General features: G+C 57.0%; 15 protein-coding genes and 1 tRNA gene. 10 read left to right on the top strand and 6 right to left on the bottom strand.

From position 1 onward, the window contains the following. Positions 1 to 130 precede the first annotated feature (130 nt). Positions 131 to 1,015 (bottom strand): 4-hydroxy-tetrahydrodipicolinate synthase, encoded by an 885-nt coding sequence (gene dapA, locus V6582_RS04640; RefSeq protein WP_156633606.1) that lies wholly within the window; start codon positions 1,013 to 1,015, stop codon positions 131 to 133. A gap of 223 nt (positions 1,016 to 1,238) precedes the next feature. Between dapA and V6582_RS04645 the strand changes: the two genes are divergently transcribed. Both V6582_RS04645 and V6582_RS04650 read left to right on the top strand, forming a co-directional pair. Next, positions 1,239 to 3,323 (top strand): transglycosylase SLT domain-containing protein, encoded by a 2,085-nt coding sequence (locus tag V6582_RS04645; protein ID WP_234889802.1) that lies wholly within the window; start codon positions 1,239 to 1,241, stop codon positions 3,321 to 3,323. Positions 3,324 to 3,365: 42 nt separating this feature from the next. Next, entirely contained in the window at positions 3,366 to 4,253 is an 888-nt protein-coding gene (locus V6582_RS04650) for an alpha/beta fold hydrolase (protein WP_156633608.1), read from the top strand. 72 nt (positions 4,254 to 4,325) lie between these two features. On the opposite strand, the gene V6582_RS04655 is transcribed toward V6582_RS04650, so the two are convergent. After that, positions 4,326 to 4,415: transfer RNA gene (locus V6582_RS04655), tRNA-Ser, on the bottom strand. Positions 4,416 to 5,180: 765 nt separating this feature from the next. On the opposite strand from V6582_RS04655, the gene V6582_RS04660 reads away from it, so the two are divergent. Both V6582_RS04660 and V6582_RS04665 read left to right on the top strand, forming a co-directional pair. Beyond that, on the top strand, positions 5,181 to 6,227 hold the full coding sequence (locus tag V6582_RS04660) for a porin (RefSeq protein ID WP_156633609.1): 1,047 nt from the start codon (positions 5,181 to 5,183) through the stop codon (positions 6,225 to 6,227). 136 nt (positions 6,228 to 6,363) lie between these two features. After that, positions 6,364 to 7,398: a porin gene (locus V6582_RS04665; RefSeq protein WP_156633610.1), complete on the top strand. Its 1,035-nt coding sequence runs from the start codon at positions 6,364 to 6,366 to the stop codon at positions 7,396 to 7,398. 425 nt (positions 7,399 to 7,823) lie between these two features. Here the strand turns inward: V6582_RS04665 and V6582_RS04670 are convergent, their stop codons facing one another. Next, positions 7,824 to 9,041 (bottom strand): NAD(P)/FAD-dependent oxidoreductase, encoded by a 1,218-nt coding sequence (locus V6582_RS04670; RefSeq protein ID WP_337739357.1) that lies wholly within the window; start codon positions 9,039 to 9,041, stop codon positions 7,824 to 7,826. A 342-nt stretch (positions 9,042 to 9,383) separates the two neighbouring features. Between V6582_RS04670 and V6582_RS04675 the strand changes: the two genes are divergently transcribed. The 3 genes from V6582_RS04675 to V6582_RS04685 all read left to right on the top strand — a co-directional run bounded on the left by V6582_RS04675 (position 9,384) and on the right by V6582_RS04685 (position 11,596). Further along, positions 9,384 to 9,737, top strand: a complete 354-nt coding sequence (locus V6582_RS04675; RefSeq protein WP_070167441.1) for a hypothetical protein — start codon at positions 9,384 to 9,386, stop codon at positions 9,735 to 9,737. Between the two features lie 170 nt (positions 9,738 to 9,907). Further along, positions 9,908 to 10,321, top strand: coding sequence for a PilZ domain-containing protein (locus tag V6582_RS04680; RefSeq protein ID WP_156633611.1), 414 nt, complete (start codon positions 9,908 to 9,910; stop codon positions 10,319 to 10,321). 156 nt (positions 10,322 to 10,477) lie between these two features. Further along, positions 10,478 to 11,596 (top strand): pyridoxal phosphate-dependent aminotransferase, encoded by a 1,119-nt coding sequence (locus V6582_RS04685; RefSeq protein ID WP_156633612.1) that lies wholly within the window; start codon positions 10,478 to 10,480, stop codon positions 11,594 to 11,596. 109 nt (positions 11,597 to 11,705) lie between these two features. Here V6582_RS04685 and V6582_RS04690 read toward each other — a convergent pair whose 3' ends face one another. Next, positions 11,706 to 11,972 carry an SEL1-like repeat protein gene (locus V6582_RS04690; protein WP_015915438.1) on the bottom strand — a complete coding sequence of 89 codons (267 nt, stop codon included), beginning with the start codon at positions 11,970 to 11,972 and terminating at the stop codon, positions 11,706 to 11,708. Positions 11,973 to 12,502: 530 nt separating this feature from the next. Here V6582_RS04690 and V6582_RS04695 point away from each other — a divergent pair. After that, a complete protein-coding gene (locus V6582_RS04695) occupies positions 12,503 to 12,841 on the top strand; it encodes a DUF2147 domain-containing protein (protein WP_156633613.1) in 339 nt (112 codons plus the stop codon). Between the two features lie 57 nt (positions 12,842 to 12,898). Here the strand turns inward: V6582_RS04695 and V6582_RS04700 are convergent, their stop codons facing one another. Next, positions 12,899 to 13,591, bottom strand: a complete 693-nt coding sequence (locus V6582_RS04700; RefSeq protein ID WP_156633614.1) for a glutathione S-transferase family protein — start codon at positions 13,589 to 13,591, stop codon at positions 12,899 to 12,901. A 207-nt stretch (positions 13,592 to 13,798) separates the two neighbouring features. On the opposite strand from V6582_RS04700, the gene V6582_RS04705 reads away from it, so the two are divergent. Continuing rightward, the gene (locus V6582_RS04705) at positions 13,799 to 13,993 is read left to right on the top strand and encodes a hypothetical protein (protein ID WP_156633615.1); all 195 of its coding nucleotides are present in this window, start codon (positions 13,799 to 13,801) and stop codon (positions 13,991 to 13,993) included. A 59-nt stretch (positions 13,994 to 14,052) separates the two neighbouring features. Continuing rightward, a complete protein-coding gene (locus tag V6582_RS04710) occupies positions 14,053 to 15,567 on the top strand; it encodes an AMP nucleosidase (RefSeq protein ID WP_156633616.1) in 1,515 nt (504 codons plus the stop codon). 29 nt (positions 15,568 to 15,596) lie between these two features. Here the strand turns inward: V6582_RS04710 and V6582_RS04715 are convergent, their stop codons facing one another. Further along, positions 15,597 to 16,583 (bottom strand): lysylphosphatidylglycerol synthase domain-containing protein, encoded by a 987-nt coding sequence (locus V6582_RS04715; RefSeq protein WP_156633617.1) that lies wholly within the window; start codon positions 16,581 to 16,583, stop codon positions 15,597 to 15,599. Positions 16,584 to 16,641 lie beyond the last annotated feature (58 nt).

The raw sequence follows: 16,641 nt of genomic DNA on the forward strand, positions 1-16,641 counted from the left end.
TGCTTTTTGTTTTTTCTAAACGCCGGCGGGTCACTGCTCCGGTCTGTCAGGCCTTATGTAATACAGCAATACCAGTAATGGAAGAAGCCGGAGCCAATGTGCACTCCGGCCCAGCCGTCCATTGATGATCTCAGTTCATCAGGCCCGCATGCTGAAGGGCTGCATCGATGGCCGCTTCGGTCGAGGCTTCCAGTGTCGATAGCAGCGGCAGCCGTGCGGTCCGGCCCATCCGACCAAGCCGAGACAGGGCGTATTTCGCTCCGCAAAGGCCCGGTTCCAGGAAGATCGCCTTATGCAGCGGCATCAGCCGATCCTGGTAATCAAGCGCCTTGGCGAAATCCCCCGCCAGCGTTGCTGCCTGGAACTCGGCGCACAGGCGCGGCGCGACATTGGCCGTCACCGAGATGCAGCCAACACCGCCATGGGCGTTGAAGCCCAGCGCGGTAGCGTCCTCGCCGGACAGCTGGATGAACTCACGCCCACAGGTGATCCGCTGTTCGGAAACCCGCTCCAGCTTGCCGGTAGCGTCCTTGACGCCAACAATGGTCTTATGGGCCTGGGCCAGCTTGCCCATGGTTTCCGGGCTCATATCGATTACCGAGCGCGGCGGAATATTGTAGATGATGATCGGCAGGGATACGGCCTGGGCAATCGCCGAGAAATGCGCAATCAGCCCCTTTTGGGTCGGCTTGTTATAATAAGGTGTCACCACCAGCACGGCATCGGCCCCGGCCTTTTCGGCGTGTTGGGCGAGATCGATGGCTTCCATCGTATTGTTGGAGCCAGCACCGGCTATCACCGGAACCCGCTTGGCGACCACTTCGATGCACAGCTCCACCACCCGTTTGTGCTCGGCATGGGTCAGGGTTGGCGATTCGCCTGTTGTGCCGACCGGCACCAGGCCGGAACTGCCTTCGGCGATCTGCCATTCGACATGAGCGGCAAAGGCTTTCTCGTCAATCGCCCCGGTTTCGGTGAATGGCGTGACGAGCGCGGGCATGGAACCCTGGAACATGCATAGAACCCCCAACAGCCGCCAATCCCTGGTCAGCCGTAAATGTGCAATCAAACGCGGGCACATTACTGCTAGGCCCGCACTGGTACAAGCACGGTTCAGCGGGTTTTATGACAGTTTTTCAATGCGGAATTTTCGTCGCATTGACGCCATTTCATTAAGCATTCATTAATCGGCGTCAGAGTTAATGGGAGCTATGCGCATTTTCCGGACGAGTTTGCCGATGAAACGGACCATTTTGCTCAAGCTTGCCCTGTCCATAGGTGTGGCAGCGCTGGCCCCTGCCGGTGTGTCCTGGTCCCAGCCGCTCCTGGGTGGCGGGGATGTGCCAGCGCCGGCCAACCGTCCAGCGGCGCTTTCGGCCTCTTCCGCCTCCTCTGTTTCTGGCGACATTACCGGCTCCATCCCGGTTGTCGCGCCCATGCCGGTCGAACGGTCGCCGCTGAAATCCGGCCTCGACGCCCTGTCGGACCGCAACGGAGCGCTGGCGCTGTCGATTCGCGATGCCATGCCCCAGGGGCTGGACCGGCATATGCTGACATGGTCGATAGCCATGTCGGGCCTTGCCGGCATTCCCTCCTCGGAAATTGCCAATGCCCAGCGCGAGCTGAAAGGCTGGCCGGGCCTTTCCGCCTTCCGCGCCAATTCGGAAAAGGCGCTGTTGCGCGAAAACCCGCCAGCCCCGGATGTATTGGCAGCCTTCGGAGAGACCAAGCCGGAAACGGCAGAAGGCACGATCATCCTGACCCGCGCCCTGGTGGCAAGCGGCAATCGCAGCCGCGCCGTTTTTGTCCTGAAAGACCTGTGGCGCAGCCAGCCGCTGGAGATTGCCACCGAAGACCGCATCCTCAGCGAATTCGGCGGCTTGCTGACCCGCGCCGATCACAAGCTGCGGATGGATTACCTGATGTATCGCGGCCGCACCGCCCAGGCCAAGCGATTCGCGTTGCTTGGCGATGCGCAGGCTCTTTATGCCGCCTGGATGGCCGTCAACAGCCGCTCGCCCAAGGCCGTGGCGCTGGTTCAGGCCGCCAGCGCACGATTTGGCAATGATCCTGCATTGCTGTTCGTCAAAATCGAGTATCAGCGCCGTCAGGACAATTACCAGGACGCGGCAAAGCTGCTGGCGCTTGTGCCCAGAGACGCGTCACGATTGGTCAATCCCGGCGAATGGTGGAACGAGCGGCGTATTGTGGCGCGCGGCCTTGCCGATGACGGCAAATACCGGCTGGCCTATCAGGTTGCCGCTGGCTATACCGCCACCGACCTGGTCGATATCGTCGATGCCGAGTTTCATGCGGGCTGGTATGCCCTGCGCGGCCTCAATGATCCCAAAACCGCAGCCCAGCATTTTCGCCGGATTGTCGAGGCGTCGCACCGGCCACTATCGGCATCACGCGCCTATTATTGGCTGGGGCGTGCCGATGAAGCGCAAGGCAATCCGACCGCCGCGAGGCAGGATTTTGTTCGGGCAGCCGATTATCCCGGCACATTCTATGGACAATTGGCAGGCGCCCGCCTGAAGCAGACACGGCTCGACATTCGCTACCCCACACCGACGGACGAAGACCGCCGCCGATTCGCAAGCCGGGAAGCCATTATTGCTATCGACCGCTACAAGGCCGCCGGCCACGAATGGCGCGGCGCAAGCCTTTACCGGGCCTTGGCCGAACAATTGCAAAGCCCTGGAGAACTGGCGCTTCTCGCCTCCAAGGCCGAGCGCGCCGGCAATCACCAATTGTCGTTGCAGGTGGGCAAGACCGCCTATGGCCGTGGTATAAACGTGCCGGCTTTGGCCTTTCCCATCGGCGTCATTCCCGCTTCCGCCAATATCGCCGGCTCCGGCAAGGCTCTGGCCTATGCCATTGCCCGCCAGGAAAGCGCATTCAACCCGGCAGCCGTGTCCGCCGCCAATGCCAAGGGCCTGCTGCAACTGATGCCGGCCACGGCAAAGGCCGTCGCCAAGCGTCATGACATGACATTTTCACCGGATCGGCTGACCCAGGACGCCGCTTATAATGCCACGCTCGGCGCCCATTATCTGGGCGAACAGATCGACGCTTTTGGCGGCTCTTATATATTGACGTTCATTGCCTATAATGCGGGCCCGAAACGGGTACCGGAATGGATCAACCGCTACGGCGATCCACGCGGCATGCCAATCGATGACGTGGTGGACTGGATCGAGCGCATCCCCTTCCCTGAAACGCGTGGTTATGTGCAGCGCGTCATGGAAAACTACCAGATCTACAAGACCCGGCTGGGGCAGACCGCAGATATCGAGCACGATCTTCGTTACGGCCGCTAACGGCTGAGGGCGGATCGGGCGACGACAACAGGAGTTCACGGCATGCAACACCTGGAGAGTGGGACCTTTCAAGACCGGACGGTTACGGCCGCCGACGGCATCCAACTGTTCGTGCGCGATTACCAAGCCAGTGGCGATACTGATCTGGCTTCCCTGCCCCCAGTCGTCTGCCTGCCCGGCCTGACCCGCAATCACCGCGATTTCACGCAACTGGCACGGCGGCTTTCTGCGGGCGGAAGACGGGTGATCTGCATCGATTCGCGCGGTCGTGGCGGCTCCGGGCGTGATCCGGACCCGAAGAACTACAATCTTTTGACGGAAATGGCCGATGTGATCGCCATGCTGGATGAATTCGCCATTGCTCAGGCGGATTTTATCGGCACATCCAGAGGCGGACTTCTGCTGCATTTCCTGGCCGTCATGCATTCCAGCCGTATTCGCAGCGTGATTCTCAACGATGTGGGCCCGGTTCTGGAAAAAGAAGGCCTGATCGCTATCAGGGATTATCTGAGCGGCAATGGCGGACCAAAAACCTGGGCGGATTGCCCCGCCTATCTCAAATCCGTGCATGGTGCGACGTTTCCGGTGCTGGAACAGCAGGACTGGGAAGACATGGCACAGGCGCTCTACCGCGACGAAAACGGTATCCCCGTCGCCGACTACGATCCGGCGATTGCCGCACAAATCTCCAGCATCGATTTCAGCAAGCCCATCCCGGATTTATGGGTGCAATATGAGGCGCTGGCCCCCTTCCCTCTGCTGATCATTCGCGGGGAGCATTCCCAACTGCTATCCAGGCAGGCAAGCGAATCAATGATCGCACGCCATCCCTCGGCCAGCTTGGTCATCGCCAAGGGCCAGGGCCACGCACCATTGCTGCATCTCATGCCGCTTGCTGCCGAGATCGAGCGATTCCTGAGTGGCAGGTAAACAATCAGGCTTTCAACGACAGCAGCGCGCCGTTGCGATTGTTATGACAGGGCTGAATGGAAGATTGTTTGATGGCGGAGAGGATGGGATTCGAACCCACGATACCATCTCTGGTATACTCCCTTAGCAGGGGAGCGCCTTCGACCACTCGGCCACCTCTCCGGTGCGGTCTGATTATGTCGTCGTAGATTCGATTGCAAGCGCTTTTCGCCAACTTCCACGATAAAGGCGCCATTTCCTTATTGAGAACAAAGGAAACTCCGTATCGCTCTATTGGCTTGGGCAAATCCGGCACGTTCATTCGGGGCAACCCTGCTGCTCTGTCTCGTCTTGATTGCCCTTATAAGAAGACATGCGCGCACTCCCTTAACAATAGGACTGGATGCGCGAACCTCTCCGGGCAACGAACGACACGGCGATTGGATGAGAGAATCGCTACGGTCTAAAATAGAATCGCCACCGATTCTGGCTGTCCTCAGTCCGATTTTGCTACACCGCGCGCCGGAGGGACTGGTGAAAACGTCGCCTCACCTTGAGGCGACTTTGCCTGAGATCGCCTCCAAACCGAGACTGGTGGGCATCGAATCGCCCGAATTTGCCGCATTTCGGATGAGGTCCGAATTCAAGCCGGTTTTCAGTTGATTGGCGTTAGCCTTTGTTTTTCAAAGCGTTTCTTAATAAAGAGTAAACAAACGCCCCGGTTCGGCCATAGCTTTGTGTCCTTTCAGCAACATCAAACGGGGAAGGCTATGGCGAAACCGCCCCGTTTGCCGTTTGTCGATTGCAAGCGCAGCAGCGTTTTGTATTTTCAAATCCAGAAGCGAGGCGGTGGATCGTCCGTTTCATACGTTAACGGGAATGGGGGCAGAAAATGCTGTCCTTCAGCCAAACAGCCCAGACCCTAATGAAACTTGACTGGAGGTCATTATGAACATCAAGAGCCTTCTTCTCGGCTCCGCTGCGGCTCTCGCAGCAGTATCCGGCGCCCAGGCAGCTGACGCTATCGTTGCTGCTGCTCCGGAACCCGCTGAATACGTCCGCGTTTGCGACGCCTTCGGCACTGGCTACTTCTACATCCCCGGCACCGAAACCTGCCTTCGCGTTAAGGGCTATGTCCGTTTCGAAGTTCAGGGCAACAGCAACGACAGCGAATCGTCCTGGTCGGGTAACCGCGACTGGAACGCTCGTACTCGTGGCCTCGTCACTTTCGACGCCAAGAACGACTCCGAGATCGGCACAATCGGCTCCACCATCACGGTCCGCACCTGGGCTGATGAAAGCGGCGGCAGCCTCGAACTCGACGAAGCCTTCATCACTGTTGCTGGCTTCCAGGTCGGTGAATTCTACAACTACTTCGATACGGGCCTGTCCGGCGAAACCGATGACCTCGGCTCGAACCGTCTGAACTCGATCGCTTACAACTACAAGTCCGATACCTTCTTCGCTGGTATCGCTGTTGACGAACTGACCGGCTACTACAGCCGTACACGTGACCTCAGCCAGACTGACGCTTACAGCCAGAACAAGCGCGTTGGCGTTGAAGGTCAGGTTGGCGGTTCTTTCGGTCCAGTAACAGCAACCCTGCTGGGTGGCTGGGACGCAGTTGCTAACGACGGCGCTGTTCGCCTGCTGGCAACCGCAAACCTCGGCCCTGGCGTTCTCGGCGTTGCTGGTCTGTACTCGACCGGCGTATCCGCTTACTACGACAAGGCTGAGTGGACGATTGCTGCTGAATACGCAGCAAAGATCACCGACAAGCTGACCCTGACTCCTGGCGTTCAGTACTTCGCTAACACCGAAGTTGACAGCAGCGGCGACTACACCGGCCGTGACATCTGGAAGGGTGGCTTGACACTGGACTATAAGCTGGCTGAAGGCTTGACCACCAAGGTTTCCGCTCAGTACCAGGATCATGGCTGGACAAGCAGCGACGAAGTCTGGTCTGGTTTCGTTCGCTTGCAGCGTTCGTTCTAATTATCTCTTAGGAGATAAGACTAAGACTAGGCCCCGTTGGAATACGGGGCCTAGTCAGTATGCCGGGGGGCAAACAACAAGAGCGGTTCATAGAGAGAATATCTCTATTTCCTAAACGACAAACTGGAGATCAAAAATGAATATTAAGGGCCTTCTTCTCGGCTCCGCTGCGGCTCTCGCAGCAGTATCTGGCGCACAGGCTGCTGACGCTATTGTTGCCGCTGCCCCCGAACCTGCTGAATATGTCCGCGTTTGCGATGCTTTCGGCACTGGCTACTTCTACATTCCTGGCACTGAAACCTGCTTGAAGATGAGCGGCTACGTTCGTTTTGAAGTTCAGGGCGCAAGCAACAACAGCCTGGGCGATGATCGTAACTGGAATGCTCGTACGCGTGGCCTCGTCACTTTCGACGCCAAGAACGACTCCGAGCTCGGCACGATCGGCTCCACCATCACGGTCCGCACCTGGGCTGATGAAGACGGCGGTAGCATCGAACTCGACGAAGCCTTCATCACTGTTGCTGGCTTCCAGATTGGTTCCTTCTACAATCCTTGGGATAGCGATCTGTCCGGCGAAACCGACGATATCGGTTCGAACCGTTTGAACTCGATCGCTTACAAGTACAAGGCCGACAACTTCTTCGTATACGGCTCCGTTGACGAACTGACCGGTTACTACAGCCGCACTCCGGCTTCTGGCTCTGATCCGTACGGCAACAACGACCGCGTTGGTCTTGAAGCTCAGGTTGGCACCACCTACGGTCCTGTCACCGCGAACCTGCTCGGTTCCTGGGACTTCGCAACCAACAACGGCGCTGTCCGTGGTTTGGCAACTGCTGAAGTTGGTCCTGGCGAATTCGGCATTGCCGCAATCTACTCGACCGGCGCCAGCGCTTACTACGACCTGGGCAAGTGGACTGTTGCTGCTCAGTACGCAGCAAAGATCACCGACAAGCTCAGCCTGACCCCTGGCATTCAGTACTGGAATGAAACCCAGGTTGACGCTTCTGGCGACTATTACGGCCGCGATATCTTGAAGGCTGGTCTGACGGTTGACTACAAGCTGGCTGAAGGCCTGACCACCAAGGTTTCGGCTCAGTACCAGGACCACGACTGGGATGGCAACGACGACGTTTGGACGGGCTTTGTTCGTCTGGAACGCAAGTTCTGATCTGATTGTTGATCTTCAGTTGACAATAGCCTCCGGGTTTACGCCCGGAGGTTTTTTATTGCCTTATCGCAATGCGCGATGCCGCAAGCATGATTGGATATAATGTGCGATTGAGCCTATCCCCTGTTATCCTCTCTTAAAGAGGGCTGGGGTCGAAGGATTGAGACTCTAGGATCGCCTTGGGTCTTTGGTTTCGATCGAACCAGGCAAACTCTCGCGTCTTGTGTTGTCGTTTGTCTTCTTGGGAACCCGGGTTTCACTTTTCCCAAGGCCGCCTCTCACCTTGAAAGAGTTTGGCTGGCCTTCTATCAAGGCGCGAAGACGCTCACGCATTATCGCTTTGAACGAGACGCAGATGTCTGACATGCCTCAAGGGCTTGAGGCACTTCAAAATTACGCAGATCGCTATTTCGCCAGCGTTTGGATCAGGCCAGCAACTGCTTTAGATCTTCCTGCGGATTGCCAATTATCGCCTTATCGGCGGACCGGCCGGCTTCCAGAAGCTTCTTGGCTGTGACATAGGCCTTGGCATCATTGATGGCATCGACCGCAAGGAAACGGTCCTGGCGATAATACCAGACAGAAAGGCTACCCTCGCGCATGCCCGGTCTGACAATCGTCTCGTCATAGCCCAGGTTAAGCCCGGCGATTTGCAGTTTCAGATCATATTGATCGGACCAGAACCAGGGTTTCGGCGCATAGGGCATTGTCCCACCCGCGAGCGTCATGGCAATGGCTTCCCCTTGATCGACGGCATTCTGAACCGATTCCAGCCGAACAGCCCCCTCACCCCAGGGAAGCAGAGCGCAGTCGCCTGCGGCGAAGATGTCATGATCGGAGGTCCGCGCATAGCTGTCGACAATAATGCCATTCTGTACATGCAGTCCGGCGTTGCGTGCCAATCCATCATTGGCGGTGGCGCCGATCCCGACGATCACCAGATCGACTTCGAGCCTGCTGCCATCTGAAAGCTCGGCTGCGGTCACGACATCATTCGTCCCAAGAAGGCGTTTCAAGCCCATACTTTCGCGAATCATCACGCCATGGCCCTGGTGAACGGCACGAATGAAATCGGCGGTCTCTTTGGCGGCAACACGCGATAGAATGCGGTCGGCCATTTCGATCACCGTGACCTCAAGGCCGAGATGGCGCGCAACGGCTGCAGCCTCCAGTCCAATATAGCCGCCCCCTATGATCAACAGCCGCCGCCCTGGTTTCATCACCTCAGCCAGGCGGTCAGCATCCGCCTTATTGCGGATGGTGTAGACCCCAGCCAAGTTGCCGCCAATTTCCTGAGGCAATCCGCGCGGCGTCGAACCGGTGGCAAGCACGAGTTTATCATAGGAAAGTGATGAACCGTCCTGAAGTCGAAGCAGCTTTTTCGATCGATCAATTTCCTCCACCCAACTGGAAAGGCGCAGGGTGATCGCATTTTCATCGTACCATTGGGCAGGCCGCAACAGCAGTCGATCAAAACTCATTTCGCCGATCAGATATTTTTTTGAAAGCGGTGGGCGCTGATAGGGCAATTCCGGCGCAAGGCCAATCATGGTGATCGGTCGTTGATCGTTCAGCGCCCGTAGTTTTGACGCAACAGAAAAACCGGCCTGCCCTGCACCGACAATCACCAATGAATTTTCCACGCCATGCCTCCAGAAAAATCGCGAACTCTCTGCCGGAAAATGCAGCAATCAGCGCGATAACCATTCTCATCAACGGGTAATTACCGGATGCCAACCCGTCAAGTTCGTCAGCCACGCCTGGATGTAATAATGCCAAGTTCCGTAGATGGTCCGCATCCTCGCCTTGAAGGCATTGAAAATATTTTAAATGCATCAGTGGCTTGAGACAAACGGAATACGAAGAGTCATCAGAAGAAATGTCGCAGTTCGTCAGGTTTGACAATTTTACCGATAGGATGACGCAAACAATTAGGAAAACTGCGTTAAACTGGGATACCAAGAAGGAGAAGAAGGACCGGTGTCATGCCGCTGCAGAACATTCTCGATGCAAAAAAGGACATTCCGCGGGACCTCGCCTATAAGAAGTTCAGCATTGATCGACCTGGCAAGATCATCTTTGTCGGCCATCATCTGAGCACCAAAACCACCGTGCGCTGCCTGATCCGCAAAATCTCTCTGCAAGGCGCGGACCTTGAAGTCAGCCGCATGCTTCCCGTGCCGAAAAACTTCTTTCTGGAAATTCTAGGCATCCGCGATGAGATCGGCTGCACCTTGATGCGCCGGGAACAAGAGACGGCAGTGGTGAGCTTCAACATGCTGATCGATCCCGAATTCCTTCATCACGTCGTAAAGCTCTCATTCGAATTTGGGCCGTAATGGCACAGACTAACACAGGTTGGACTTGAGATTGAGTTGTGTTTCTTTGCATATTCTCGTTTTGGTTTTAAAATTAGTCCAATCGCTCAAATTTGATCGAATAGATTCAACGCTCTGAAATGCCATTGCGGCAAACTTCTCCTGACAACGAGCACAACCGAGGAGAGATCATGCTGCAAGGAACCCATTTAGCGACCGTCACTTCAGAAATGTATGAGCGGCGCTGGGACCGTTATCAGGTTCGCAGACCCGCTCGCATCATGGCGGTCCGGGCAGGTTTGAGCGGGGTGACCATGCGCAGCGCGACGGTGCTGGATATTTCCCGCGGTGGCGCCGGTCTCGAATTGGATACGGGTATCGGCCTTGGCAGCCATTACTATCTGGAGGTGCTAGGGATTGCTACGCGCATTGGCTGTGCCGAAGCTTTTCGCAACGGCACAAGGGCTGGTGTCAAATTTCTGATGCCGATTTCAGAAGTCTTGTTGCAACGGATCATCCGTACGGACTTCGTCATGAGTGCCGACCGCGCCAAAGACAATGCTGGAAAAACCGTTGCGCCGGGTACAGGCAGACTTGCCCGGTGAGCAGGCGCTCAAACCTCGTCGCGCACCATTTATTTTCAATCAACTGCCGTCCGCTGCAATAAAGAGGACTAGCCGCTGTTGTTTGATCTCATGCCCCTTGGCGGCTCCTTGCAGCCTTTCTATTCTCAGCGCACCGATTCGCCAGGAATAGCATTCATGTCATCGTTTTCGCGGTTTACACCGCTTATCTCCCGCCTGCCCGCCACCGTTCCCTTTGTCGGCCCCGAGGCTATCGAGCGCCAGCGCAGTCTGCCGGTCAAGGCCAGGATCGGCGCCAATGAAAGCGGCTTCGGTCCCTCGCCCAACGTTCACCTGGCGTTGCAGGCCGCCTCATCCGAAATCTGGAAATATGCCGATCCCGAAAATTTCGATCTGAAGGCCGCCCTGGCTGGCCATTATGGCCTTGGCGCCGATAATTTTGCGGTTGGCGAAGGCGTTGATGATCTTCTGGGGCTGACCGTGCGGCTGGTGATCGAGCAGGGTTTGCCAGTCGTCACTTCGCTTGGCGGTTATCCGACCTTCAATTTTCACGTCAACGGGTTTGGTGGGCGACTGGTAACGGTGCCCTATCGGCAGGACCGCGAGGATCTTGACGGTCTTCTGGAGGCAGTGCGCCGCGAAAATGCGCCGCTGGCCTATCTCGCCAATCCCGACAACCCGATGGGAAGCTGGCACGAGAGCCGAGATGTGGTTGCCTTTGCCCGCGCTCTGCCGGAGACATGCCTGCTTATTCTGGATGAGGCCTATAGCGAAACCGCCCCGGCTGGCAGCATCCCTGCGGTCGATGCGCTGATCGATCTGCCAAATGTGCTGCGGATGCGGACATTTTCCAAGGCTTACGGCCTGGCTGGGGCGCGGATCGGCTATGCGATCGGCACGCCCGGAACGGTGTCTGCCTTTGACAAGATCCGCAATCATTTCGGCATGGTGCGTACCTCCGTCGCCGCAGCTCTGGCCGCCCTCGCCGACCAGGACTATCTGACCGCAACCGTCACACGGATCATCGCAGCACGGGAGAGAATTTCCTTAATTGCCCGCCAGAATGGCCTGCAACCATTGGCCTCAGCGACCAATTTCGTGGCGGTGGATTGCGGCCGCGACGCGGCCTATGCCCGCGCTATTGTCAATGGATTGATGCAGCATGGCGTGTTTATCCGCATGCCGGGCGTCGCGCCGCTCAATCGATGTATCCGCATCAGCGCTGGCTTGCCAGAGGATCTCGATTTGCTGGAGCAAGTGCTGCCGATGGTTTTGCGCGATCTCGAGTCGCGCTGACGGGACTACTTGGAAAACAAAAAACCGCGCCGGCCTTGTTCCTGCCGGTCGCGGTTGAATGGTTTGGTATTACCCTGTTTCGTTGATGCCCTGTTTGGATGGCGGTGGATCAGTGAGAGGTCATCCATTCACGGGCGTCACGGAGCGCTTCTGCCAGCTGGCTCTTGGTCATGGTGGAGGCCAGATCGGACCGGAGGCCGACAGAACGGTCACAGCCTTTAATCGCGGCGATATTCAGCCATTTATGGGCAGACACCAGATCCTGCTCGCAGCCACGACCGGTGGCATACATCAGGCCCATGATACGAAAGATATCAGCCTGTGGCTGGCCACCAATCGTGGCCATATCGTCTGCCTGCATATCGAAACGTGCCATGGTCTAGTTCCTGTCCAATTTGGCTTCGGTTGGTCTTTTTTCAGTGTCATGGCGGGTTTCCGGCTTATCATTGCGCCGGAATACCCCACCAAGCTAAGTCCCTGTTTTCATGTCTGAACCGTCAACATCCTGGCAATCTTACGTCGCTTTTCGGTGTTTGCGGTGCGGCAGGTTTTCCCTGCTCGTTTGATGGGTTCATTATGTCGGACGGGTTTCAAAATGCGCTTAAAATGCTTGCTTAACGGGTGGCAAACGGGCTCGAAACCCTTTGTCAACTTGTCTTTCCGTTAAGCATTACAGGGGCTGGTTTACCGGCAAATAGAGGTTAATTTTACTGATCTTTTACAGTTGTGATTTTACTCTTTGTTCAGCATGATCGAGAGAGATGCGGAAAGGCTTCGAAATTCGTCCCTTGCGATAGCGCCTTTCACATCGCATCAGAGGCCTATTTACGTTTACGTGCGCGTCATTTAATTTGACGGTCTTGTTACCCGAAACCATATCGGGGGCGGAGGATCGTGGAGGAAAGAATGAAAACTATTTTGCTAGCAGCCGGACTATTGGCCTTGAGCCTGACTAGTGTCAGCGCAGCGGAGCCGATCGAAGGCAAATGGAAGACGGCAAGCGGAGAAACCGCAGAGATCGCCAGCTGTGGCGCAGCCTTTTGCATCACCCTGAAGACGGGCAAGCATGCTGGCAAGCAAATCGGCAAGCTGAGTGGCTCAAGTGCCAGCTATACCGGCGAAGTCACCGATCCGGATAATGACAAGACCTATTCCGGCTCGGCAAATGTTCAGGGCAAGTCCCTCAACTTGAAGGGCTGCGTGTTGGCCGTGCTGTGCAAGAGCCAGACCTGGACCCGGCTGTAATATTTCGCCGCGCCGGATCGTCCCGGCGCGGTATTGCCCGATTTTGAAGACGCCTGCTTATCGCGCCTTTTGGCCAAACAGGACTTTCTTGGCTTCCTCATCGGTGGCAACATTGCTACGCCGCTCGGCGCCAACAGCAATGCCTGCCTTGACCCCCGGACGTTCCATCATCGCCTCAAACCAGCGCTTCAGATGGGGGAAATCGTTGAGGTCCTGTCCCTGATTGGCATGGGGCACGACCCAGCCGACGCAGGCCATGTCGGCAATGGAATAATCGCCCGCCAGAAACTCCCGATCCGCCAGCCGCTTGTTCATCACGCCATAGAGACGGTTGACTTCATTGGTGTAGCGGTTGATGCCGTATTCGATCTTTTCCGGCGCATATTGGCGGAAATGATGCGCTTGTCCGGCCATCGGACCGAGGCCGCCCATCTGCCAGAACAGCCACTGATCCACCTCGACGCGGGCCCGCTCGTCGGTGGGGTAGAATTTGCCGGTCTTGCGTCCCAGATATTGCAGGATGGCGCCAGATTCGAACACGGATATCGGCTCGCCGCCAGGACCATCCGGATCGATGATCGCCGGCATGCGGTTATTGGGCGAAATTTTCAGGAAATCCGGCGCGAATTGCTCGCCCTTGCCGATATTGATGTATTTCACCTCATAGGGCAGGCCGAGTTCTTCCAACAAAATGGAAATCTTCCAGCCATTCGGCGTGGGCCAGTAATAAAGCTCGATAGGCGCTGTCATGGGCTCTCTCCTTTACGGCATCGTATGTTTTATCAAACGCCGATGCTGTAGCACTTCAAATGATGCAGTCGCTGCCTGTCCTGAGGTAAATATCATGGCACCAAGTTCAAGGGACAGACGCGATAAAACAACAGCGTCAAAGGGGATTCCAGCCTCGCGATAGCTTGATCGTTTCATATCAAAACCATCAAGCTATCGGGGGATATCATGAGAGACATTACAATACGGCTGACGGCGGTAACGGTTATCATGGCGGTGTTCGCAGCGCTGTTTTCCATACTGGTCGTCAATTCTGTCCGCATACCGCAAAATCTGCGCACGGGCCTGACGGGAGAGCGGCTCTATTCGCTGCAAAACGGGTCGTCGCTTGCCACTCAAAGCATCGCGGCGCGCAGGGGATAAAATCAGCGGAAATGCATGCCTGTCGTTTGCTTGTTATTCAGACCGATATATAACGTCTCATGAGCAATAGAATCGTCAATTCCATCCCTGGGCCCGTCCCTGTCACCATCATCAGCCCACCCGCTTACGAGGCAAGGCTGTTTGCCGACGCCAGCGAGGCGGTCGATGCGATTACAGAGATTTACGAGCGCAATACGGCGTTTCTCATCGATGCCTTTACCGCGCTTGCCAATGGCGCGCCGATAGAGGGCCGTTACCGGGCCTTTTATCCACAGGTCAGCATCGAAACCAACAGTTTCGGCCATCTCGACACCCGGCTTTCCTATGGGCATGTCACCTCGCCGGGCATCTATACGACCACGCTGACCAATCCGAAATTGTTTCGCCACTATCTGAAGGAACAGCTGTCCCTGCTGATGCGCAACCATCAGGTGCCGGTCAAGGTCAGTGAATCGACCACGCCGATCCCGCTGCATTTCGCTTTTGGCGAAGGTGCGCATGTGGAGGCTTCGGCCAGCGGCCTTTCCGATATTCAGCTCCGCGATATTTTCGACACGCCTGACCTGTCGACCACGGACGATGAAATCGCCAATGGCGAATATGAGCCGCCAGCCGGTGAGCCATTTCCCCTGGCGCCGTTTACAGCGCAGCGGATCGATTATTCGCTGGCGCGGCTGTCGCATTATACGGCGACCAGCGCCAAGCATTTCCAGAACTTCGTACTGTTCACCAATTACCAGTTTTATGTCGATGAATTCTGCGCCTATGCCCGCACCCTGATGGCCAATGGCGGCGAAGGCTATACGGCCTTTGTCGAGCCGGGCAATATCACCACGCTGGCCGGTGAAAATGCGCCCTCCTCCGGCGCGCCGCTTGGCCGCCTGCCGCAAATGCCGGCCTATCATCTGAAAATGAAAGGGCATGCCGGTATTACCATGGTCAATATCGGCGTTGGCCCGTCCAACGCCAAGACCATTACCGACCACGTGGCCGTGCTACGTCCGCATGCCTGGCTGATGCTTGGCCACTGCGCCGGTCTGCGCAACAGCCAGCGGCTGGGCGATTATGTGTTGGCCCATGCCTATATGCGCGAAGACCATGTGCTGGACGACGACCTGCCCGTCTGGGTGCCGATCCCGGCCCTGGCCGAAGTACAGCTGGCACTGGAAGATGCGGTCGAGGAAATCACCGGTTATGAAGGCTTCGAGCTGAAGCGCATCATGCGCACCGGCACAGTGGCGACCATCGACAACCGCAACTGGGAACTGCGTGACCAGCGCGGCCCGGTGAAGCGCCTGTCGCAGGCGCGCGCCATTGCGCTCGATATGGAATCCGCGACGATTGCCGCCAATGGCTTCCGCTTCCGCGTGCCCTATGGCACGTTGCTCTGCGTGTCCGACAAGCCGCTGCATGGCGAATTGAAACTGCCGGGCATGGCGACGGCTTTCTACAAGACCCAGGTCAGCCAGCATTTGCAGATCGGCATCCGGGCCTTGCAGAAGCTCGGTGCCATGCCGACGGAAAAACTGCATTCGCGCAAGCTGAGAAGCTTTTTCGAGACGGCCTTCCAGTAACAGCAAGGCACCTTCGGTGCCTTGCTGTTTCAGGGCTTTCGCGCGGGCGAAGGGAAAACCGCGTGCAGCGCCAGCGAGAGCGCTGCACTGAGCAAAGCTGAGACGATGACGATCAGATGCAGGTTGACGGCGGCCTTGGCCAAACCGTCCATATTCTGCACTCCCGCTCCAAGAGCAGCCGCGCCCGCAACAATGCCAGCCGGATAGGTGCCGACCCCCGCCGGTGCATGAAAGGGCAGGACGGAGGAAAGCTCTCCGCCCAGTGCTCCGCCAAAAGCCGCCGATAGCGGCGTTACCTGCATCAAGCTCAACACCCAGGCAAATACCAGAACCTTGGTGCCCCAGGTGACGATGGTCATCGCCCAGGCCCGGAAAAAGGCCGCCTTATGCGCAGGCAGGCCTGCCTCCACTCCTTCGACCATCTTCAGCACCCTGCCAGAGAAACGCGCCTTGGCAAACAGGATTGCCGGGCGTTTCAACGCAAAGCCGATCAGCGGCAGGACCAGAAACAGCAGCCACGCCATTACCCAGCCCGCGAACGCCCAGCCCCAAGGCTGCGGCTTTCCCAGCACCAGGCCAAGACCAGCGGCGGCCAGAAGCGCATGCAGATCCAGGAGCCGCATCACCAGCAGCGCCGAAGTGCCTGACAATAGCGGCACGGAAAATTCCGAGCGCATCAGCAGCGGAAAGCTGGTTTCACCGCTTCGAAACGGCAGAAGAATATTGAGGAGATTATGGACCTGCGCCAGATGAAACAGCGCGGTAAACCGGCCCGAGGTTTGGCGTGGGAAATAATCGTAAATCCGCCAGGCCCGCACCAGAGAGGTGGAAACCAACAAGCCCAGCGCTAAGAGCACCGTTGAAAGGCCCAGCGCCTGCCACTCTCGCAGCACCATGCCCCAGCCCCAGACGGCTTCGACAAAAACCACGTAAGCGGCAATGGCGATAAAGGCGATGAGTGAAACGCCATGGCGCTTTATCCACGATTTGCGTTCACTTTGATCGATTGAGGTCATTGCCCTGACAGTTCCGAATTGCGTGGCCGCGCCGGTTCCTATAACACCCGGACTTATA

It is taken from the genome of Agrobacterium vitis (genome assembly GCF_037039395.1).
GTDB classification, from domain to species: domain Bacteria; phylum Pseudomonadota; class Alphaproteobacteria; order Rhizobiales; family Rhizobiaceae; genus Allorhizobium; species Allorhizobium vitis_E.